General features: G+C 71.4%; 17 protein-coding genes and 1 pseudogene. 11 read left to right on the top strand and 7 right to left on the bottom strand.

Annotation, left to right across the window (positions count from 1 at the left end):
* Positions 1–255 precede the first annotated feature (255 nt).
* The 3 genes from ACSHXN_RS22965 to ACSHXN_RS22955 all read left to right on the top strand — a co-directional run bounded on the left by ACSHXN_RS22965 (position 256) and on the right by ACSHXN_RS22955 (position 3658).
* Positions 256–378, top strand: coding sequence for a hypothetical protein (locus ACSHXN_RS22965; protein WP_355131971.1), 123 nt, complete (start codon positions 256–258; stop codon positions 376–378).
* Positions 379–518: 140 nt separating this feature from the next.
* A complete protein-coding gene (locus ACSHXN_RS22960; RefSeq protein WP_355131972.1) occupies positions 519–2585 on the top strand; it encodes an ABC transporter ATP-binding protein in 2067 nt (688 codons plus the stop codon).
* Positions 2586–2707: 122 nt separating this feature from the next.
* The gene (locus ACSHXN_RS22955) at positions 2708–3658 is read left to right on the top strand and encodes an EamA family transporter (RefSeq protein WP_355131973.1); all 951 of its coding nucleotides are present in this window, start codon (positions 2708–2710) and stop codon (positions 3656–3658) included.
* Positions 3659–3661: 3 nt separating this feature from the next.
* On the opposite strand, the gene ACSHXN_RS22950 is transcribed toward ACSHXN_RS22955, so the two are convergent.
* On the bottom strand, positions 3662–4789 hold the full coding sequence (locus ACSHXN_RS22950; RefSeq protein WP_355131974.1) for a lipid II:glycine glycyltransferase FemX: 1128 nt from the start codon (positions 4787–4789) through the stop codon (positions 3662–3664).
* A gap of 187 nt (positions 4790–4976) precedes the next feature.
* Complete coding sequence (locus ACSHXN_RS22945) at positions 4977–7904, bottom strand: FAD-binding and (Fe-S)-binding domain-containing protein (protein ID WP_438303618.1); 2928 nt, start codon at positions 7902–7904, stop codon at positions 4977–4979.
* 108 nt (positions 7905–8012) lie between these two features.
* Between ACSHXN_RS22945 and ACSHXN_RS22940 the strand changes: the two are divergent.
* Together ACSHXN_RS22940 and serC are read left to right on the top strand one after the other, a co-directional pair.
* Positions 8013–9229: pseudogene (locus ACSHXN_RS22940) on the top strand (cytochrome P450 family protein).
* Between the two features lie 128 nt (positions 9230–9357).
* Positions 9358–10476 carry a phosphoserine transaminase gene (gene serC, locus ACSHXN_RS22935; protein ID WP_355131977.1) on the top strand — a complete coding sequence of 373 codons (1119 nt, stop codon included), beginning with the start codon at positions 9358–9360 and terminating at the stop codon, positions 10474–10476.
* Positions 10477–10548: 72 nt separating this feature from the next.
* Here the strand turns inward: serC and ACSHXN_RS22930 are convergent, their stop codons facing one another.
* Entirely contained in the window at positions 10549–11538 is a 990-nt protein-coding gene (locus ACSHXN_RS22930; RefSeq protein WP_438303617.1) for a WD40 repeat domain-containing protein, read from the bottom strand.
* Between the two features lie 141 nt (positions 11539–11679).
* On the opposite strand from ACSHXN_RS22930, the gene ACSHXN_RS22925 reads away from it, so the two are divergent.
* Positions 11680–12363 carry a GDSL-type esterase/lipase family protein gene (locus ACSHXN_RS22925; RefSeq protein ID WP_356108630.1) on the top strand — a complete coding sequence of 228 codons (684 nt, stop codon included), beginning with the start codon at positions 11680–11682 and terminating at the stop codon, positions 12361–12363.
* A 150-nt stretch (positions 12364–12513) separates the two neighbouring features.
* On the top strand, positions 12514–13503 hold the full coding sequence (locus tag ACSHXN_RS22920; protein ID WP_355131979.1) for an aldo/keto reductase: 990 nt from the start codon (positions 12514–12516) through the stop codon (positions 13501–13503).
* 238 nt (positions 13504–13741) lie between these two features.
* On the opposite strand, the gene thpR is transcribed toward ACSHXN_RS22920, so the two are convergent.
* The gene (gene thpR, locus ACSHXN_RS22915; RefSeq protein ID WP_383351357.1) at positions 13742–14314 is read right to left on the bottom strand and encodes an RNA 2',3'-cyclic phosphodiesterase; all 573 of its coding nucleotides are present in this window, start codon (positions 14312–14314) and stop codon (positions 13742–13744) included.
* A 51-nt stretch (positions 14315–14365) separates the two neighbouring features.
* On the opposite strand from thpR, the gene ACSHXN_RS22910 reads away from it, so the two are divergent.
* Positions 14366–14872 carry a GNAT family N-acetyltransferase gene (locus ACSHXN_RS22910; protein ID WP_355131981.1) on the top strand — a complete coding sequence of 169 codons (507 nt, stop codon included), beginning with the start codon at positions 14366–14368 and terminating at the stop codon, positions 14870–14872.
* Positions 14873–14908: 36 nt separating this feature from the next.
* Here ACSHXN_RS22910 and ACSHXN_RS22905 read toward each other — a convergent pair whose 3' ends face one another.
* A complete protein-coding gene (locus ACSHXN_RS22905; RefSeq protein ID WP_383351770.1) occupies positions 14909–16186 on the bottom strand; it encodes an MFS transporter in 1278 nt (425 codons plus the stop codon).
* 215 nt (positions 16187–16401) lie between these two features.
* A complete protein-coding gene (locus ACSHXN_RS22900) occupies positions 16402–16839 on the bottom strand; it encodes a MarR family winged helix-turn-helix transcriptional regulator (RefSeq protein ID WP_059127055.1) in 438 nt (145 codons plus the stop codon).
* A 187-nt stretch (positions 16840–17026) separates the two neighbouring features.
* Here ACSHXN_RS22900 and ACSHXN_RS22895 point away from each other — a divergent pair, with 187 nt between their 5' ends.
* Positions 17027–17215, top strand: a complete 189-nt coding sequence (locus ACSHXN_RS22895; RefSeq protein WP_355131983.1) for a ribbon-helix-helix protein, CopG family — start codon at positions 17027–17029, stop codon at positions 17213–17215.
* A 42-nt stretch (positions 17216–17257) separates the two neighbouring features.
* Here the strand turns inward: ACSHXN_RS22895 and ACSHXN_RS22890 are convergent, their stop codons facing one another.
* Positions 17258–18709 carry an NCS2 family permease gene (locus ACSHXN_RS22890; protein ID WP_355132084.1) on the bottom strand — a complete coding sequence of 484 codons (1452 nt, stop codon included), beginning with the start codon at positions 18707–18709 and terminating at the stop codon, positions 17258–17260.
* Positions 18710–18962: 253 nt separating this feature from the next.
* On the opposite strand from ACSHXN_RS22890, the gene ACSHXN_RS22885 reads away from it, so the two are divergent.
* The gene (locus ACSHXN_RS22885; protein ID WP_355131984.1) at positions 18963–19214 is read left to right on the top strand and encodes a DUF2530 domain-containing protein; all 252 of its coding nucleotides are present in this window, start codon (positions 18963–18965) and stop codon (positions 19212–19214) included.
* A gap of 105 nt (positions 19215–19319) precedes the next feature.
* Positions 19320–21713, top strand: a complete 2394-nt coding sequence (locus ACSHXN_RS22880; RefSeq protein ID WP_355131985.1) for an HAD-IC family P-type ATPase — start codon at positions 19320–19322, stop codon at positions 21711–21713.
* Positions 21714–21746 lie beyond the last annotated feature (33 nt).

The following is a 21746-nucleotide window of genomic DNA, read 5'->3' as shown; positions in this document are numbered from 1 at the left end:
GATCCAGGGCCACAGGGATCCCACAGCCCGGCACCCCCGGCCACAGGGCACACCCAGCGGATCCCGCCGAACGCCGGCGATCTCCCAGGTACTCACAGCTCACGCACTCCTTTTTCCGCCATTTCCCCCAACAGGGCCGTGTAGTTTCTTCCACATCGGGCGGTGAAGACAATCCCGGGACAGCGAACCGGAATTCACTCACCCGCCCGCAGAGAATTCTCGAACCACCGCACGGAAAACCCTCAAGGAGTCGAAATGAGCTTCAAGAAGCTTGCCCCGCTGCCCTCCAAGCCCAAGTCCAAGCAGCTTCCGCACCCGCCGTCGCCGAAGCCGAAGAAGAAGCACGCACCGAAGCCGCTGCCCGGCAGGCACAACTGATCAGGAAATGAGAGAGAGGGCCTGCGGTGCACCGCAGGCCCTCTCCCGCAATCACAGGAGGCGGATTCGATCGGCACTTCACAGCATTTTCAGACCGTTTTCCGACGGGCGCCACATCCCGCTGACACAGCCTTGTGGACATGACCGGTACGGACCACTGCGCACACGCGGACGACGACCAGCACGACGGCATCCCCACCATCCCCGCCCGTACCGCCTTCCGGCGCTTCTGGCCGCTGACCGAGGGCCTGCGGTCCGCGCTGGTGACCGTGTGGGTGTGCACGGTGCTGGCCGCGCTCGCCGAGACCGGGGCCGTCCTGCTGTTCGGTGAACTCACCGACCGGGCCCTGCAGAAGGGTTCGCTGAGCGCCTTCTGGGACCCGGCCCTGACATGGCTGGGCGTCGCCGCCGCGGGCGCGGTCGTGACCTACGCGGGCAACTCGCTCGCCGCGTGGGTGACCGAGCGCTTCGTGATGCGGCTGCGCGCGCATGTCTTCGACCACGTGCAGCAGTTGCCGCCGCACTTCTTCCAACGGCACCGGCAGGGCGACCTGCTGTCCCGGCTGACGGGTGACGTCGAGGCGATCGAGACCATGCTCGTCTCCGGTCTCGTCGGCGCCGCCTCGGCGGCCTTCAGCACGCTCTTCTACGCGGTCGCCGCGTTCTGGCTGCGGTGGGACCTGGCCGCGGCCGCCTTCGTCCTCGCCCCGCTGTTCTGGCTGGCGGCCCGCCGCTTCTCGGGCTCCGTCAGGGACGTCTCACGCGCCGGCCGGGTCGCCGACGGCGCGATCACGTCCGTGGTCGAGGAGTCGCTCGGCACCATCGTGCTGACCCAGGCGTACGACCGCCGGGACGCCGAGCGCAGGCGGCTGGCCGCGGAGGCGACCGCCTGGTTCCGCGCCTCCGTCCGCTCCACCCGCCTCAACGAGGCGTACGAACAGCTCGTGCAGGTCATCGAGACGGTGTGTGTGCTCGCGGTGATCGGCATGGGCACCTGGGAGATCTCCAGCGGGCGTATGACGCTCGGCGGGCTCCTCGCCTTCGCCGCCTTCCTCGGCTACCTCTACCCGCCGGTGCGCGGCCTCGCCCAGCTCGGGCTCACCGTCACCGCGGCGACGGCCGGTGCGGAACGGCTGATCGAGGTCCTGGACGCGCGTCCCGCGGTGGGCGACCCGGCCCGTTCCCGCGAGGCGGCGGTCGGCCGGCCCGACGGTGCTCTGGAGGTCCGCGACATCACCTTCCGCTACCCCGGCGCGGACCGGGCGGTTCTCGAGGGGCTGTCCTTCTCGGTCCGCCCCGGGGAGCTGGTGATCATCACCGGACCGAGCGGGGCGGGCAAGTCCACCGTCGCCAAGATGCTGCTGCGCTTCTACGACCCCGACTCCGGCTCGGTCCTGCTCGACTCCACCCCGATCCGCGACCTCCCGCTGGCCCGGCTGCGCGAATACGTCACGCTCCTGCCGCAGGAGACCCTCGTCCTGCACGACACGGTCCGCGCGAACATCGCCTGCGGCCGGCCGGGCGCGAGCGACCGGGCGATCGTCGAGGCGGCGCGGGCGGCCGACGCGCACGAGTTCATCGTGCGGCTCCCCGAGGGATACGGCACCGAGGTCGATCCGCACACCGCCCGTCTGTCCGGGGGCCAGCTCCAGCGCCTCGGCATCGCCCGGGCCGTCCTGCGCGACGCGCCCGTCCTGGTCCTGGACGAGCCGACGACGGGCCTGGACGCGATGGCCGCGCGCCGGATCCTCGCACCGCTGCGGCGGCTGACGGCCGGACGCACGACGATCATGATCACCCATGATCTGAATCTGGCGCCGGACGCCGACCGTGTCCTCGTCGTCGACCGGGGCCGCGTCGTCGAGACCGGCCGGCACGACGAGCTGCTGGCCCGGGGCGGGGCGTACTCCCGGCTGCACCGGTCGCAGCACAACGCGCCGACGGACACGGGGGAACTGCGGCTGCCGCACTTCACCCGGGCGGCTCCGACCACGGACGCGGCGCCCCCGGGCTTCCCGCCGGACCACGCGGACGCCGCCCTCGGCGGTGTGCCCCGCGGGTACACACGGGCGACCGGCCGCTGTGGAACTGCTCACCCTCCCTCGTCCGGCCCGTTCGAGCCGGGCGGCCCCAGCGCCGCTCCGCGCGGCCAACTCCGCGGCGAGGAACCCCTGTTCCACGACGGGACTCCCCGGAACGGCGGCTGACCCACGCCCGGCCGTCCGGTACAGGCGCGTCATGGGTTCACACACCTGACGTGGTCCATTACCCTGGACCAGCAGGTACATGATGCTGAACGAACCCTGAGTCAACTGCACTGGAAGGCCCCGTGAACACGCCCAGCGCCCCCTCCACCCCGGCCCCGGTCGTCACCGGACCGGCATCCGCGCACCCGGTGTCCGGCGGACCGCGCCGCCGGGGATCCCTCGGGCCCGTGGGTCTGGTGCTCGCCGGAGGTGTCTCCGTGCAGTTCGGCGGGGCGCTCGCGGTGAGCCTCATGCCGCGGGCCGGCGCGCTCGGTGTCGTCGCCCTGCGACTCGTGGTGGCGGCCGTCGTCCTGCTCCTGGTCTGCCGGCCCCGGCTGCGCGGACACGCACGCGCCGACTGGGGCACGGTCGTCGTCTTCGGCGTCACCATGGCCGCGATGAACGGTCTCTTCTACCAGGCCGTGGACCGCATCCCCCTGGGCCCCGCGGTCACCCTCGAGGTCCTCGGCCCACTGGCCCTCTCGGTCCTCGCCTCCCGGCGTGCGGTGAACCTGGTCTGGGCGGGCCTCGCGCTCGCCGGCGTCTTCCTGCTCGGCGGCGGGGGCTTCGGCGACCTCGACATGGCGGGCGTCGGCTTCGCGCTCTCGGCGGGCGCGATGTGGGCCGCGTACATCGTCTTCAGCGCCCGCACGGGACGCCGCTTCCCGCAGGCCGACGGGCTCGCACTCGCGATGGCGGTCGCGGCCGTGGTGTTCGTGCCGCTGGGGATCGCCGAGTCGGGCGCGAAACTGCTCGTACCGACCACGATCGGCCTGGGCGCGGCCGTTGCGGTCCTCTCCTCGGTCCTGCCCTACACCCTGGAACTGCTCGCCCTGCGCCGGCTGCCCGCCTCCACCTTCGCCATCCTGATGAGCCTGGAGCCGGCGGTCGCGGCGACCGCCGGTTTCCTGGTGCTCGACCAGTCCCTGAACGCGAGTCAGGCGGCGGCCATCGCACTGGTCATCGCCGCGAGCATGGGCGCGGTACGGACCCAGATCGGACGGGGCGGCCCGGTGGCCGAGCCGGAGGCATGAGCGTCACCGGCGGGAGACGTACAGGTCCAGCGCCTTGTGCAGCAGGCGGTTGAGCGGCAGGTCCCACTCGCCGAGATACTCCACCGCCTGCCCGCCCGTGCCGACCTTGAAGCGGAGCAGGCCCAGGAGGTGGTTGGAGTCCTCCAGGGTGTCGGTGATCCCCCGCAGGTCGTAGACGGCGGCACCCCCCTCGTGGGCGTCGGTGAGCATGCGCCACTGGATCGCGTTGTTCGGCTGGACCTCGCGCCTGCGGCCGGTGGAGGCGCCGTACGAGTACCAGACGTGCGTACCGACCCTCAGCATCGTCGCGGCGGCCAGGACCTCGCCGTCGTGGTGGGCGAGATACAGCCGCATACGGTCCGGGTCCTCGGCCGTCAGCGCGGTCCACATCCGCTGGAAGTACGGCAGCGGGCGCGGGAGGAAACGGTCGCGCCGGGCGGTCTCGGTGTACAGGGCGTAGAAGGCCGGCAGGTCGTCGTAGCCACCGCGGACCACCTTCACGCCGGCCTTCTCGGCCTTCTTCACATTGCGGCGCCACTGCTGGTTGAGACCGCGCTGGACGTCCTCCAGCGTCCGCCCCTCGAGCGGCACCTGGAAGACGTAGCGGGGCTGGCCGGCTGCGAAGCCCTCCGAGCCGCCCGGCTCCGTCTGCCGCCAGCCCAGGCGGCGCAGCCGCTCCGCGACCTCGGCCGCGCGCGGTTCGTGCTCGGTCGCCGGCACGTCGCGCAGCCGGTGTGCTCCCGGGTCCGCGATCGCCGCCTTGACGGCGTCCGCGCTCCAGCGGCGCGCGACCACGGGCGGGCCCATCTTCACCGAGAAGGCGCCGCGGCTCTTCAGATGGGCGACCAGCGGCCGCAGCCACCGGTCGAGGTCCGGCGCGTACCAGTCGATGACCGGGCCCTCGGGCAGATAGGCCAGGTACCGCTTGAGCTTCGGCAGCGGGCGCAGCAGGACCAGGCCCGCACCGACCGGCCGCCCGTCGCCGTCCTCCTCGAACCAGCCGAGGCTCTCCGCCTGCCAGTCCGACTTCACATCGCCCCAGGAGGGCAGTTGCAGATGGCTGGCGGAGGGACACGAGGCGATGAAGGCCAGGTGTTCTTCCCGCGAGACGGGGCGGATACGGAGGGTCATGCGGGTGCTCCTGGGGTGCTGATGGGTGACGGCCGACGCCGTCACGGGCGCCGGACCGGGACCGGCTCCGGGCGCCGGGGTGTCGCGGCTCACCGGCCGGGTCGAGGGCCGCTCGGCCCCGCACCTCCATCCTTCCGAGGACCTTCCGTGCCGCCACGCCATCGGCGGGAGTTCACCGCGTTGGTCGTCACTCCTTCGTGCCCTCGCCCCGGGCTCGTTCCAGCGCCTCCGCGAGTACCTCGGCCAGATGCCGCGCCGTGCGGCCCGCGAGCTGTTCCAGCTGGGTGCGGCAGGAGAAGCCGTCCGCCAGGACCACGGCGCCGTCGGGTGCCGCCGCCACCGCCGGGAGCAACTGCTCCTCCGCGCACGCCTTCGACACCTCGAAGTGGCCCTCGGTGAATCCGAAGTCGCCCGCCAGCCCGCAGCAACCGCCGCTCAGCTCCCCGGTCAGGCCCGCGGCCTCGCGCAGCCTGCGATCGGCCGCCTCGCCGAGGACGGCGTGCTGATGGCAGTGGGTCTGGCCGACCACCGGGCGGTTCACCCCGGGGGGAGTCCAGTCCGGGGCCAGGCGCTCCAGCGCCTCCGCGAACGTGACCACCGCGGAGGCGAGGCGGGCCGCCCGCGGATCGTCGTGCAGCAGATCCGGCAGGTCGGTGCGGAGCGCCGCCGCGCAGCTCGGCTCGAGGACGACCACGGGCAGACCGGCCGCGAGCACGGGGTCCATCAGGTCGAGGGTCCGGCGCAGGACGGTGCGGGCGCGGTCCAGCTGGCCGGTGGAGACATAGGTCAGACCGCAGCAGACCCGGCCGCGGCGTGCCCTCGGTCCGGCACCGCCCGGCCACCCCTGCCCGTTGCGCACCGCGGGCGGCAGGACCACGTCCAGACCCGCCGCCTCCAGCACCCGTACGGCCGCCTTGCCCACGGACGGCGACAGATGCTCCGTGAAGGTGTCCGGCCACAGCACGACACGCGAAGCGCCGTCCGTCCCGGTCCTCTTCCGCGCCGGCCCGCCGGACTCCCGCCGCCACCATCGGGTGAACGTCTCCCGCGCGAGCCGCGGGATCCCCCGCTCGGGGGCGATCCCGCCCAGTCGCCTGCCCAGCGCCGCGGGCAGCCCGGCGGACGCGAGGGCGTTGACCACCGGCGCGGTCCTCGTACGGGCGACCGCGCCGAGCCACACCGGCAGCCATCCCATCGCGTAGTGCGCGACCGGTCTGCGCCGCCCCGCGTAGTGGTGGTGCAGGAACTCCGCCTTGTACGTGGCCATGTCGACGCCGACCGGGCAGTCCGTGCGGCAGCCCTTGCAGGACAGGCACAGGTCCAGGGCGTCCCGCACCTCCGTCGAACGCCAGCCGTCGGTGACCACCTCGCCCGCCAGCATCTCGTGCAGCAGCCGGGCCCGCCCGCGGGTGGAGTGCTCCTCCGCGCCGGTCGCCCGGAAGGAGGGGCACATCACGCCCGCGCCGGCCACCGCCGTCGTACGGCACTTGGCGACGCCCACGCACCGGCGGACCGCCGCCGAGAAGTCGCCGCCGTCCGCCGGGTATCCGAAGACGACGTCCACCGGCTCGCGGGGGAGCACCGCGAATCGCAGGTTCTCGTCGAGGCGGGCCGGGCGCACCAGCATCCCCGGGTTGAGCAGGTCGTCCGGGTCCCAGATGTCCTTGGCCCGCTCGAACAGCGCGACCAGGTCCGGTCCGTACATCTTCGGCAGCAGCTCCGCCCGCGCCTGGCCGTCGCCGTGCTCACCGGAGAGCGAGCCGCCGTGGGAGACGACCAGTTCGGCGATCTCCTCGGAGAAGCGGCGGAAGCGGGCGACGCCACGCGCCGACATGAGGTCGAAGTCGATGCGGACGTGGATGCAGCCGTCCCCGAAGTGGCCGTAGGGAGTGCCGCGCAGACCGTGGTCGGCCAGCAGGCGCCGGAAGTCCCGGAGGTAGTCGCCGAGCCGGGCCGGCGGCACCGCACAGTCCTCCCAGCCCGGCCAGGCCTCTCCCGCACCGTCCGGTGTCCGCGTCGCCGTGCCGCTGGCGTCCTCGCGCAGCCGCCACAGCGCGCGCTGCCCGGCCGGATCCGCGACCACCACCGCGTCCGTGACGTCCGCGGCCCGGACGATCGCCTCCGCGGCCGCGCGTGCCTGCGCCCCGCTCTCTCCGCCCACCTCCACGAACAGCCAGGCGCCACCCCGCGGCAGCCCGGCCGACGGCGGCACGAGATCGGCGGCCATGCCCTCCACCGTCAGCGGGTGGTAGGGCAGAAGTCCGGCGGCCGCCTCGGCGGCCGCGCTCTCGTCGGGGTACGCCAGCACGGCGAGCACACGGGCGGGCGGGGTCCGGACGAGGTCGACGACCGCCTCGGTCAGCACGCCCAGGGTGCCCTCGGAACCGCAGAAGGAGCGGGCCACGTCCGCGCCCCGCTCCGGGAGCAGCGCGTCCAGCGCGTACCCGGAGATGCGGCGCGGCAGGACCGGATACCCCGTGCGCAGCAGCGCCAACCCGCCCTCCACCAGGGGGCGCAGCCCGTCGGGTGCGCCCCGCCAGCCACGGCCCGGGGTCAGCGGCTCGCCCCGGGCGGTGAGCACCGACAGCTCGCGCACGCTGTCGGCCGTGGTGCCCCAGGCCACGGAGTGGGAGCCGCACGCGTTGTTGCCGATCATCCCGCCCAGCGTGCAGCGTGAGTGCGTGGAGGGATCCGGGCCGAAGCGCAGACCGTGCGGGGCGGCGGCCTCCTGGAGACGGTCCAGGACCAGGCCCGGCTGCACCACCGCCGTGCGCGCCTCGGGGTCGAGGGACACGATCCCGTTCATGTGCCGGGTGAAGTCGAGCACCACGCCGGTACCCGTCGCCTGCCCGGCGATCGACGTGCCGCCACCGCGGGCGACGACCGGCACGCCGTGCTCCCGGCACACGCTCAGCACCGCGGCCACGTCGTCCGCGTCGCGGGGCGCCACCACGCCGATCGGCTCCCGCCGGTAGTTGGACGCGTCCATGGTGTGCAGCGCCCTCGCGGTCGTGCCGAACTCGACCGCGCCCCGCACCGCCGCGCGCAGCTCGGCGTACAACCCACCGGTGTCGCCGTGGCCCGCCCCCGGCCGCGGCTCCTGGAGATCCGTCATGCTCCCAGGATGCATCCGGACGGCCCGCCGACCGGTCCCTTGGCCGCGGGGCCGGTCGGCATCGCCGAGGAGGTTTGCGCCCACCCCCTTGTCTGGAAGCCCCTCCGCATGACCACTACCGAAAGACCCCCCATAGCCCTGGACCCCTTCGTCCGCGATCTGGACGCCGAGAGCGCCCGGTTGCGGGAGGCGGGACCGCTCGCCGCCGTGGTGCTGCCCGGCGGCGTTCCCGTGTGGGCGGTCGCGCACCACGCCGAGGCCAGGCAGCTGCTGACGGACCCGCGGCTGGTCAAGGACATCACCGTGTGGGGCGCCTGGCGGCGCGGTGAGATCGCACCCGACTGGCCGCTGATCGGCCTCGCCGATCCGGGCCGGTCCATGCTCACCGTCGACGGAGCCGACCACCGGCGGCTGCGCGCACTGGTCGCCCAGGCGCTGACCCCACGCCGGGTGGAGGAGATGCGGGAGCGCATCACGAAACTGACGGAGGGTCTGCTCGACCGGCTGCCCACGGACGGCGGCACGGTCGTCGACCTCAAGGCGGAGTTCGCCTATCCGCTGCCGATGTACGTCGTCGCCGAATCGAGGAGTCCCGGCTGCCGCGCCTCAAGGAGCTGTTCGAGAAGTTCTTCTCGACGCAGACGCCGCCCGAGGAGGTCGTCGCGACCCTCACCGAACTCGCGGGGATCATGGCCGGCACCGTCGCGGCCAAGCGTGCCGTCCCGGGCGACGACCTGACCTCCGCCCTCATCGGAGCCGCCGAGAACGGCGACCGCCTCACCGACCAGGAGATCGTCTCCACACTCCAGTTGATGGTGGCCGCGGGCCACGAGACGACGATCTCGCTGATCGTCAACGCGGTGGTCAACCTGTCGGCCCACCCCGAGCAGCGCGCCCTGGTGCTGAGCGGTGCGGCCGAGTGGTCCGCGGTGGTCGAGGAGACCCTGCGCCACTCCACCCCGACCTCTCACGTCCTGATCCGGTTCGCCACCGAGGACGTCCCCGTCGGCGACCGGATCCTCCCGGCGGGCGACGCGCTGATCGTGTCCTACGGCGCGATCGGCCGGGACGAGAAGGCGCACGGACCGTCCGCGGGCGTCTTCGACATCACCCGGGAAACAAAGAACCGGCACATCTCCTTCGGCCACGGTCCGCATGCGTGCCCCGGGGCGGCCCTGTCCCGGCTGGAGGCCGCGGTGGCGCTGCCGGCCCTCTACGGACGTTTCCCCGCCCTGGACCTGGCGGTCCCGGTGAGCGAACTGCGCCACAAGCCGGTGGTGACCCAGAACGACCTCTTCGAGCTGCCGGTGCGGCTGACCCCGTAGGGCGGAGGGACGTCACGGATCCCGGACCTGGATCCTCGTATTTCCCTACAGGTCACGGGCCGGCGGGCGTCGTCTCATCGAACGGACACGTTTCCGCCCGGTTTCGCCGACGGGATACCCTCCGGCTCGTGGCTGACATCCAGATTCCTGCTGACCTCAAGCCCGCTGACGGCCGATTCGGCGCGGGTCCCTCCAAGGTGCGGGTGGAGGCGCTGGACGCCCTCGCCGCCACGGGCAGCTCCCTGCTCGGCACGTCCCACCGCCAGGCCCCGGTCAAGAACCTGGTCGGCAGCGTGCGCGAGGGCATCCGCGAGCTGTTCCAACTCCCCGACGGCTACGAGGTCGTCCTCGGCAACGGCGGCTCCACCGCGTTCTGGGACATCGCGACGCACGGTCTGATCGAGAACAAGTCGCAGCACCTCAGCTTCGGCGAGTTCTCCTCCAAGTTCGCGAAGGCCGCGAAGCTCGCCCCCTGGCTCGCCGAGCCCACGATCATCTCCTCCGAGCCGGGCACGCACCCGCAGCCGGAGGCCGAGGCGGGCGTCGACGTCTACGCCTTCACCCACAACGAGACGTCCACGGGCGTCGCGATGCCGATCGAGCGCGTCGCGGGGGCGGACTCCGGCTCCCTGGTGCTCGTGGACGCCACCTCCGGTGCCGGCGGTCTCCCGGTCGACATCTCCGAGACGGACGTCTACTACTTCGCGCCGCAGAAGTCCTTCGCCTCCGACGGCGGCCTGTGGATCGGCGTGTTCTCGCCCGCCGCGCTGGAGCGCGCCGAGCGCGTCCACGCCTCCGGTCGCCATGTCCCGGAGTTCTTCAGCCTCCCGACGGCGATCGACAACTCCCGCAAGAACCAGACGTACAACACCCCGGCCCTCGCCACCCTGTTCCTGCTCAACGAGCAGCTGAACTGGCTGGTCGGACAGGGCGGACTGGACTTCGCCGTCCGCCGCACGGCCACCTCGGCCCGGACGCTGTACGGCTGGGCCGAGGACGTGAAGTTCGCGACGCCGTTCGTCGCCGACCCGGCCAAGCGCTCCCAGGTCATCGGCACGATCGACTTCTCGGACGAGGTCGACGCGGCGGCCGTCGCCAAGGTCCTGCGCGCCAACGGCATCGTCGACACCGAGCCGTACCGCAAGCTCGGCCGCAACCAGCTGCGCATCGCGATGTTCCCGGCGATCGACCCGGCGGACGTCGAGGCCCTGACGAAGTGCGTCGACTACGTGATCGAGAAGCTCTGACCTTCCCGCCGTCCACGTCGCCGAGGGGCGCCCGGTCCACACCGGGCGCCCCTCGCCCGTACCGGCGTCCCGTCACCGGCGCGGATCGCGGCGCAGCAGTCTCTTGATGCCGAAGACGAGGGCGAGGGCGACGACGAGGACCAGTGCGCCGATCCTGTAGTCGGCCTTCGGGGTCGACCCGCCGTCGGTCCCGGCGGGCTGACTCCCCTTCCCGGACGGCGACTTGGCGTCGCCACTCCCGCTGTAGGGCACGCTCCCGGCCTTCACCTGGCTGTCGGTCCCCTCGCTGCCGTAGAGAAGCTTCGACCCGTCGGTGGTGTACGTGACGGACTCGCCCTGCGGCTGCAGGGGCACGTCGAGCCGGCCCTGCCGCTTGATCCGCCCGCCGTTCCACTCGTACGCGATGCCACCGAAGTAGCCGCGTACGGCGAGCTGGCCGCCGTCGGGCGAGAAGGCGGCGTCGGTGGCCCACAGATCGACGGTGGCGACGGGCCGGAAGACGTTCGTCCCGGTGGGGGACAGCTGCGCCGGGCCCGCGTAGAGGTGCCCGCCGTCCTCCTTCTTGTCGATGATGTACACCCGCCCGGTCTTGGGGTGCACCACGAGCGACTCCGCGTCCCGTGCCCCGTTCGAGTACTTCACCACGTACTGGGTGGCACGGATCGTCTGGTCCTGGAGGACCTTGGGCTCGGGCAGCTTGTAGATCCAGACGTACGGCCAGGAACCGCCGAGGTTGTCGCCGATGTCACCGACGTAGATCTGGTTCCCCGGCCCGATGGAGATGGCCTCGACGTCACGGGGCGTGCCGATCCCGCGCAGGGTGACGGTGGCGACGGTCTTCCCGGTGCGGCCGTCGACGGCGTAGAGATACGGTCCGTCGTCGCTGTCGTTGTGGGTCCAGTAGATCCCGGGGTGCAGACGGGAGGCGGCGAGCCCGCTGGACTCGGTGATCCGGGGGTCCTTGATGGTGAAGCCCCCACCGCCGTCGTCGGCGGCGGACGCGGGCGCGGCGAGCGCACCGATGAGTAGGGCCCCGGAGAGGAACACGAGCGATCGACGCATGGCCCAAGCCTGCCATCCGAGCCTGTGGTCCACGGGCCCGGTTGATCCGGACGGCGGCCCGCGGCCGGGCGTGTCGATCCTCACACGGTGCCGCCCCATACGTCCGCCCTGCGTCTCGCGGCGATCGTCCATGATGAGCGGATGCTCAGGCTCATGCCCGTAGGCGACTCCATGACGATCGGCAGCGCGGGCGAACACACCTGGCGTCACCGGTTGTGGCGCCATCTGTGCGCGACGTACGACGGCCCGTTCACGCTGGTCGGACCGCGCGAGACGCTGTACGACAAGGTCGCGGACGCGCCGACGTCGTACGAGTACGCCGAGCCCGGCTTCCCACGCGCCCACCTGGCGGGCTGGGGCGAGGGCTGGATCCACATGGCGCCGCTGATCGCCGACGCCGTAAGCGCGTCGCGGGCGGACGTCCTGCTGGTCTCGCTCGGCCTGATCGACCTGGGTTTCTACACGAACGCGGAGCAGACCGCGAAGAACGTGGAGGAGTTCGTGGCCCGGGCACGGAGCGCCGATCCGCGCATCCACATGGTCCTGCTCCCCGTGATCCCCAACATCCGGGCGCAGGAGGACGCCGCGTTCGGGACCGAGGTGGCCCTCTTCAACGAACTCCTGGCGAAGGCGGTGGCGGACCTGGACGAGCCCCGCTCGCCGCTCCTGCTGACCTCGGTGCCGCCGTCGTACGACATCCACCACGACACCTACGACGGCACGCACCCGAACGCCGGCGGCGAGCACAAGATCGCGGCCGCGTTCGCGGACGCGATGTGCCAGGGGTGGGGACTGTGCGAGGAGTACGACGCCGGAAGGGTCTGACCGTCTCCCTGCACGCGCCGGTCACCGCGTGGCCGGGCAACCGGACCCCGGCGGCCTCACCCCGGGAACGGACGTGCTCCTCCGCGGCCGGCCCGAGCGGCGATCTTCCCTCTTGCCTAGAGCGCACTCCACGCCGTTGGCTGGACAGTCATGAAGTACACGCAGCTCGGACGCACAGGACTCAAGGTCAGCCGGCTCGTCCTCGGGACCATGAACTTCGGCCCGCAGACCGACGAAGCGGACAGTCACGCGATCATGGACGCGGCGCTGGACGCGGGTGTCAACTTCTTCGACACCGCGAACGTCTACGGCGGGCCCGAGAACAAGGGCCGTACCGAGAAGATCGTCGGCAACTGGTTCGCCAAGGGCGGTGACCGGCGCGACAAGGTCGTCCTCGCCACCAAGGTGTACGGCAACATGGCGGCCGGCGACGCCTGGCCCAACCACGACAAGCTCTCCGCCCTCAACATCCGGCGGGCGGTCGACGCCAGCCTCAAGCGGCTGCAGACCGACTACATCGACCTGTACCAGTTCCACCACATCGACCGCCGGACCTCCTTCGAGGAGATCTGGCAGGCCGTCGACGTCCTGGTGCAACAGGGAAAGATCCTCTACGTCGGGTCCAGCAACTTCCCCGGTTACAAGATCGCCCAGGCCAACGAGATCGCGGCCCGGCGGAACGGCACCATCGGCCTGGTCAGCGAGCAGTGCCTCTACAACCTCGCCGAGCGTCGCGCCGAGATGGAGGTCATCCCCGCCGCGCAGGACTACGGCCTCGGTGTCATCCCGTGGTCGCCGCTCCAGGGCGGTCTGCTGGGCGGCGTCGTCAAGAAGGAGGTCGTGGGCGGCCGCCGTGCCACCGGCCGCTCGGCCGAGGCGCTCGCCGACGCCGGTGCCCGGGCGCAGATCCAGGCCTACGAGGACCTGCTCGACAAGCACGGGATCGAACCCGGTGAGGCCGCCCTGGCCTGGTTGCTGACCCGTCCCGGAGTCACCGGCCCCATCGTCGGCCCGCGCACCGCCGAGCAACTGGAGTCGGCACTGCGGGCCGTCGAGCTGGAGCTCTCGCAGGAGGTCCTGGACGGTCTCGACGAGATCTTCCCGGGTCCCGGCCCCTCGCCGGAGGCCTTCGCCTGGTAGGCCGGCACGGCCCCGGCCGGTCCCGGTCCTGAGGCCGTCCCGGTCTCCCGGAAGAGTCCTTCCGGGAGACCGGGACGTCGTGCGTCACAGGGGAGGGGTCGTCGTGGGGAGGGCGCCGCGGCAGGCTACTTTCCGATCGCCGCGGCCATCGCCACCACCACGAACATCATCACGAGCACACCGGCCATGATCCGGTTACGGGTCTTCGGGTCCACGTATCGAGACTAACCGGGCCCCGTCACCCGTCCGCTCCGAGCCCCCATCGGTCCACCGTCTCGTAGCGCGGCTGCTCCCCCGGCACCCCGGACCTCGGCAGCCTGCTGCGGACGAGGTTCAGCTCCGCGACCGTCCACTGCCGTCCCTCGAACACCTCGAGCGCCGCGACGTACGGCCGGAAGTCCGCAGCCCCCCGGCTGTTGCGCGCCAGCGTCAGATGCGGGCGGTAGGGGCGGTGCTCCCCCGTCTCCACGCCCGCCTTCCGGCCCGCGGACTCGGCCCGGTCGGCGAGCCGTCCCATGGCGGCGACGTCCCCGGACGCTCCCACCCACAACGCCCGGCCGCCGAACCGGCCGCCTCTGTGCAGGGACAGCCGGAACGGCTCGGTGCGCCGGGCCGCTCGCGCCAGCCGCTCGGACAGGTCCGGTGCGGACTCCTCGTCCACCTCGCCGTAGAAGGCGAGCGTGAAGTGCCAGCCGGGCCGTGCCGTCCAGCGCATCCCGTCCGCCCCCGGCAGGCTCTCCAACGCATGGACGGTGGAGGCGAGTTCACGGATCGCTTCGTCAGGCGGCAGCACCGCGGCGAAGAGTCTCATGACCTCACCCTTCCAGGGAACGGATCACTCGGCCACCGTCATCATGGGGGGATGCTGATACGCAAAGGCACCACCGCCGACATCCCCGTGATCCTCGGTCTGCTCGACGGCGCGGTCGCATGGCTCGTCGCACAGGGACGCACCCGGCAGTGGGGCACCCGGCCCTGGTCCGAGCTGCCGAGAGGCGAGGAGACCGTGCGCACCTATGTGACGGGCGGCGAACCCTGGATCGCGGAGATCGACGGCGTCCCGGCGGGCACGCTCACCCTCACCGACGGGCCCGGCGCCTACCTGGCACCCGCGGACGAACCCGAACGCTATGTCCACCTGCTGGCCGCCGACCACCGCTTCTCGGGCCGTGGTGTCGGCAGCGCCCTTCTCGCCCACGCGGCCGAGGAGGCCCGGCGTGCGGGCGTCGGTCTGCTGCGGGTCGACTGCTACGCGGGGGACGACGGCAAGCTGGTCGGCTACTACGAGCGCAACGGCTTCACCCGGACGGAGACCTTCACCGTCGGCGAGGACCAGTGGCCGGGGCAGGTGCTGGCACAGCGCGTGTGACACCGCGAGGGGCGCCGCCGGGGCGCCCCTCGCCGGTCACACCGGTGCGGTCGCCGGCTGCTCCCGCTGGGCCCGCGGCACGAAGCGCAGCCGCGGATACCCGCGGTGCCAGCCCACGGCCAGCCGCAGGCCGCCGACCCGCGCCAGGATCAGGCCGATGGTCACGGCCGCCGCGGCCGAGATCAGACCGCCCAGGGCGAAACCGGCCCGGGCACCATAGGTGTCCGTGATCCAGCCGACCACGGGGGCACCCAGCGGCGTACCGCCCATGAAGACCATCATGAACAGGGCCATGACGCGGCCGCGCATCGCGGGGTCCGTGCCCATCTGGACGGTGGTGTTCGCCGTGACGTTCACCGTCAGGCCGCAGATCCCTATCGGGACCATGAGCAGCGCGAACAGCCACAGGGACGGGGCTGCGGCGGCCACGATCTCCAGCACACCGAAGGCGGCCGCGGCCGCGATCAGCAGGCGCAGCGGGGCCGTACCGCGGCGGGCGGCGAGCAGTGCGCCGGTGAGCGAACCGAGTGCCATCAGCGTGTTGAAGAGGCTGTAGGCACCGGCGCCGGCATGGAAGACATGGTCGGCGTAGGCCGACAGCCAGACCGGGAAGTTGAAGCCGAAGGTGCCGATGAACCCGACGAGGACGATCGGCCAGATCAGCTCGGGGCGCCCGGCGACATAGCGCAGTCCCTCACGGAGCTGGCCCTTGCCGCGCGGGGCGCGCTCCACCACGTGCAGCTCCCGGGCGCGCATCAGCAGCAGCCCGCTGATGGGGGCGAGGAAGGACACGCCGTTGAGCAGGAAGGCCCAGCCCGTGCCGACTCCGGTGATCAGGACACCCGCGACGGCGGGGCCGACCAGCCGGGCGGACTGGAAGTTCGCCGAGTTCAGGCTGACCGCGTTCTGCAGCTGCCCGGGGGCGACCATCTCGGAGACGAAGGACTGCCGGGCCGGGTTGTCGAGGACCGTGGCGAGTCCCACGGCGAAGGCCGCGAGATAGACGTGCCAGACCTGGACGTGACCGGTGAGGGTCAGGAAGGCGAGGACAAGTCCCGTGGCACCCATGGCCGACTGCGTGACCAGCAGGGTCCGGCGCTTGGGCAGGCGGTCGACGAGAACGCCGCCGTACAGGCCGAAGAGCAGCATCGGCAGGAACTGCAGCGCCGTGGTGACACCGACGGCGGTGGAGGAACCGGTGAGGCTCAGCACCAGCCAGTCCTGGGCGATGCGCTGCATCCAGGTGCCGGTGTTGGACACCACCTGGCCGAGGAAGAACAGCCGGTAGTTGCGCACGCGCAGCGAGCTGAACATCGAGGACCTGGCGGGCTCGGCCCGCCCGGGGGCGTTCGTGGTGGACGTGGGGGGCTGCGAGGGTCCGGGGCTGCGGGGAGCACCGGTGGGGTCGTGGGCGGGCGGGGAGTCGTGGGCGGCTGGTGCGGGGGCGGAAGCTGCTCCGGTTCCCGAACTCAAAAGGGTTCGCCTCCTTGCGATGGGGTTGTCGTACGGCCGCGGGTGGGGGCCGCGTGTCACAGATGCGCGAGCTTCTCCAGGACGGGGGCGGCGGCGCGAAGTTTCGCCCACTCGTCCTCGTCCAGACCCTCGACCAGTCCCGCAAGGAACGCGTTTCGCTTCCGGCGGCTCTCCTCGAGCATCGCCTCGGCCCGTTCGGTCTGCGTGACCACCTTCTGGCGCCGGTCCTCGGGGTGCGGCTCCAGCTGAACCAGACCCTTGCTCTCCAGCAGCGCCACGATGCGGGTCATCGAGGGCGGCTGGACATGCTCCTTGCGAGCGAGCTCGCCGGGCGTGGCGGAACCACAGCGGGCGAGGGTGCCGAGCACCGACATCTCGGTCGGGCTCAGCGACTCGTCGACCCGCTGGTGCTTGAGTCGGCGCGACAGCCGCATCACGGCGGAGCGGAGAGCGTTCACGGCGGCTGCGTCGTCGCCATGGGTCAGGTCAGCCATGCTCTTTAGCGTAACTCATTACCTTCTCTAAAGACCACTCGAGCGTGCGTCCGTACGGGCGACACCGGCCGTCACCCTCTCCACGCCCTCGGACCCTCCGGTGAAACCCCTGAGCGGTACCCATCACCCATATGAGTGATACAGCAGCGGAACGTGACACATCGCGCGCCCCGGTCCGGCAACCCTCATGGCCATGGGGACCGACGTGCTCAGCGTGCGGGTGGACCGGGAGCTGCTCGACCGGCTCCGGCACCATGCCGCAAAAAGAGGAATGAGCGTCCAGGACTATGTCGTCCGGACGCTCATTCGGGATGACTTCGACGAGCGCTTCCACGCCGCCGTCGAGGAGACGGAACGCTTCTACGGGGTCACCTGACCCGGCGGAGGCCCCGGCGCCGCCGGGCCTCGCCCCGGCGGCTCAGGTCAGACCCAGCGCCGGCATCAGGTAGTAGAAGCCGAAGACCGCCGCCACCACGTACATCGGGACCGGGACCTCACGACCGCGGCCCGCGGCCAGGCGCAGCACCACGAAGGTGATGAAGCCCATGCCGATGCCGTTGGTGATCGAGTAGGTGAACGGCATCATCAGCATCGTCACGAAGGCCGGGACGGCGATCGTGTGGTCGGCCCAGTCGATCTCCTTGACGGAGTTGGACAGGATCAGGAAGCCGACCGCGACCAGCGCCGGGGTGGCCGCCTGGGACGGGACCATCGTGGCGACCGGTGTGAGGAAGAGGGCCACGGCGAACAGCGCGCCCGTGACCACGTTCGCCAAGCCCGTGCGCGCGCCCTCGCCGACACCCGCCGTGGACTCCACGAAGCAGGTGGTGGCCGAGGAGGAGCTGGCACCGCCCGCCGCGACCGCGATGCCGTCCACGAAGAGGACCTTGTTGATGCCGGGCATGTTGCCCTCGGCGTCGGTCAGCTTGGCCTCGTCGCCGATGCCCATGATCGTGCCCATCGCGTCGAAGAAGCACGACAGCAGGACCGTGAAGACGAACAGGATTCCGGTCAGCACGCCGACCTTGCCGAAGCCGCCGAACAGGCTGACCTTGCCGATCAGGCCGAAGTCGGGGGTGGCGACCGGGTTGCCGGGCCACTCCGGGACGGTCAGGCCCCAGGTCGAGATCTTCGTGACCGCGTTGAGGACGAGCGCGAGGACCGTCATCGCCACGATCGAGATCAGGATCGCGCCCGGCACCTTGCGGACGATCAGCGCGAAGGTGAGCAGCGTGCCGACGATGAAGACCAGGACGGGCCAGCCGTTCAGATGGCCGTCGCCGCCGAGCTGGAGCGGGACCGTGGTCTGGGCGACGTCCGGGATGCGGGTGACGAAGCCGGAGTCGACAAGACCGATCAGCATGATGAACAGGCCGATACCGATCGCGATGCCCTTGCGCAGACCGAGCGGCACCGCGTTCATCACACGCTCGCGCAGACCGGTGGCCACCAGCAGCATCACCACGACTCCGGCGAGGACGACCATGCCCATCGCGTCCGGCCACGACATGCGCGGGGCGAGCTGGAGCGCGACGACCGTGTTCACACCGAGGCCTGCGGCGAGCGCGATCGGCACATTGCCGATGACCCCCATGAGCAGCGTGGTGAAGGCGGCCGTGACGGCGGTCGCGGTGACCAGCTGGCCGTGGTCGAGGTGGTGCCCGTACATGTCCTTGGCGCTGCCGAGGATGATCGGGTTCAGCACGATGATGTAGGCCATCGCGAAGAACGTGGCGAAACCGCCGCGGATCTCACGCGGGAGCGTGCTGCCCCGCTCGGAGACCTTGAAGTAGCGGTCGATGGCGCCGGACGGGGGCGTGGTGCCCGGCTGCTGCGGGGCGGGGACCTTGGCGGGAGCCGAGGTGGGCATGCGGGACCTCAATGCTGCGGGCGAACCGGTGACAAAAGCGATCGAGTCGGGCTGTCGCCTGATCACCAAGGATCTTCCTCAACGCTTCCTTTGGTGGTTCATACGAACAGAAGCAGCCAGACTCGAACCGTTTCAGTATGAACATATGAGGCGTAGATCGCTATCTCCGCGCGTAGACCCTTGGCGTGCAAGGGCCCTCCGCAGTTCCCGGGGTGTCCGCCGTCCCCGGCCGGGCTCCTCGTAAGCTGTGGGCATGGCGAAGTGGACCCCCAGACACGAGGCGCCGGAGCCCCTGGAGGGCCCCGTGGTCGCCACCATCACCGGCGGCACGATCCTCTGGTTCGTCCTCTTCCTGGCCCAGCTCCCCTTCTACGGCTGGTTCGACGACCACGGGCACACCTGGTGGTTGTGGACCTGCCTGGCCGGCGCGGGCCTCGGCTGCATCGGGATCTGGTACGTCCGCAGGCGCGACGCGGCCATCAAACGGGCCGCGGCCCGGCAATAGCCCCGAGATCCCCCTACACCCGCCGCACGAGAGCCGTCCTCCCCTGGTCGGATCTTTGGACTGCTCGGCGGGTGAACGCGCAGATCCACACGTACCGTCGAATGCATGACGCACATCGACGCGGGCGCCGAGCTCGATCCCGTGCACCCCGTCCCGGTGCCGGGGCGGACGCGGGGGCTGTCCGCCACCCAGGTGGCCGAGCGGGTCGCCCGTGGGGACGTCAACGACGTCCCCGTCCGCAGCAGTCGCACCCTGGGCGAGATCGTCCGCGCGAACGTCTTCACCCGCTTCAACGCGATCATCGGTGTGCTCTGGCTGGTCATGCTGTTCGTGGCGCCCTTCCAGGACAGCCTCTTCGGGTACGTGATCATCGCCAACACGGGCATCGGCATCATCCAGGAGTGGCGCGCCAAGAAGACCCTGGACTCGCTCGCCGTGATCGGCGAGGCGAGGCCGACGGTGCGCCGGGACGGAGTGGCCGCCGAGGTCGCCACCTCCGAGATCGTGCTGGACGACGTCATCGAGGTGGGCCCCGGCGACAGGATCGTGGTCGACGGCTCCTGCCTCGAGGCCGACGGTCTCGAGATCGACGAGTCGCTGCTGACCGGTGAGGCGGATCCGGTCGTCAAACGGTCCGGCGATCCCGTCATGTCCGGCAGCTTCGTCGTCGCGGGGGCCGGCGCCTTCAAGACCACCAAGGTGGGGCGCGAGGCGTACGCCGCCCAGCTCGCCGAGGAGGCCTCCCGCTTCACCCTGGTCCACTCCGAACTGCGCAGCGGAATCTCCACGATCCTCAAGTACGTGACGTGGATGATGGTCCCCACCGCGATCGGCCTGGTCATCAGCCAGCTGGTGGTCAAGCAGCACGGCTTCAAGGACTCCATAGCCCGCACGGTCGGCGGCATCGTGCCCATGGTCCCCGAAGGGCTCGTGCTGCTGACCTCCGTCGCCTTCGCCATCGGGGTGATCCGGCTCGGGCGCAAGCAGGTCCTCGTCCAGGAACTGCCCGCCATCGAAGGGCTCGCCCGCGTCGACACCGTCTGCCTGGACAAGACGGGCACCCTCACCGAGGGCGGCATGGACGTCACCGAACTGCGGCCGCTCCAGGGCGCCGACGAGACCTACGTACGCAAGGTGCTGGGCGCGCTCGGCGAATCGGACCCGCGCCCCAACGCCTCCCTCCAGGCGATCATCGACGCCTACCCGGACAGCGAGGACTGGCGCTGCATCGAGGCGCTCCCCTTCTCCTCCGCCCGCAAGTACAGCGGCGCCTCCTTCAGCGAGGGCGACGGAGACTCCAGCACGTGGCTCCTGGGCGCCCCGGACGTCCTGCTGGACCCCGACGACCCGGCCCTGGCCGAAACCGAGCGCCTCAACGAACAGGGGCTGCGGGTGCTGCTGCTGGCCCGCGCCTCGCGGGACCTGGACGACCCGCGGGTCACGTCCGGTGTCCGGCCCACCGCCCTGGTCGTCCTCGAGCAGCGGCTGCGCTCCGACGCCGCCGACACCCTGCGCTACTTCGCCGACCAGAACGTCCACGCCAAGGTGATCTCCGGCGACAACGCGGTGTCCGTGGGTGCGGTGGCCGGAAAGCTCGGTATCGCGGGCGAGACCGTGGACGCGCGGCGGCTGCCCACGAACCAGGACGAGATGGCGAAGTCGCTGGACAAGGGCACCGTGTTCGGCCGGGTCACCCCGCAGCAGAAGCGGGACATGGTGGGGGCGCTGCAGTCGCGCGGGCACACGGTGGCGATGACCGGCGACGGGGTGAACGACGTACTCGCGCTCAAGGACGCGGACATCGGCGTCTCGATGGGTTCGGGCTCGGAGGCGACACGGGCCGTCGCCCAGATCGTGCTGCTCGACAACAGCTTCGCGACGCTGCCCTCGGTGGTCGGCGAAGGCCGGCGGGTGATCGGGAACATCACCCGGGTCGCCACGCTGTTCCTGGTGAAGACCGTGTACTCGGTACTGCTCGCCGTGCTGGTGGTGTGCTGGCAGGTGGAATACCCGTTCCTGCCCCGGCATCTGACGCTGCTGTCCACCCTGACGATCGGCATCCCGGCCTTCTTCCTGGCGCTGGCCCCCAACAAGGAGCGGGCCAGGCCCCATTTCGTACGACGGGTGATGCGGTACTCGATCCCGGGCGGGGCCGTGGCCGCGATCGCGACCTTCGCCACCTACCTGGTCGCCCGCCACCACTACGCGGGCCCTGGCGCGCTGGACGCGGAGACCAGCGCGGCGACCCTCACCCTGTTCCTGATCTCCATGTGGGTCCTGGCGATCGTCGCGCGCCCCTACACCTGGTGGCGAGTGCTCCTGGTGGCCGCGATGGGCCTGGCGTTCCTGTTCGTCCTCTTCGTGCCGTCGCTGCAGCACTTCTTCGCGCTGCGGCTGGTCGGGATCGCGATCCCCTGGCTCGCGGTCGGCATCGCCGCGGTGGCGGCGGTCGTCCTGGAGTTCCTGTGGAAGTGGGTCGACCGCCGCTTTCCGGCGTGACGCGGTGGCGGGCGGCCACCGCGTCCGTCGTCG

Origin of the sequence: Streptomyces sp. HUAS TT11, assembly GCF_051553595.1 — a bacterium.
Lineage (GTDB): Bacteria > Actinomycetota > Actinomycetes > Streptomycetales > Streptomycetaceae > Streptomyces.
This window is presented reverse-complemented; position numbering and strand designations above follow the sequence as displayed.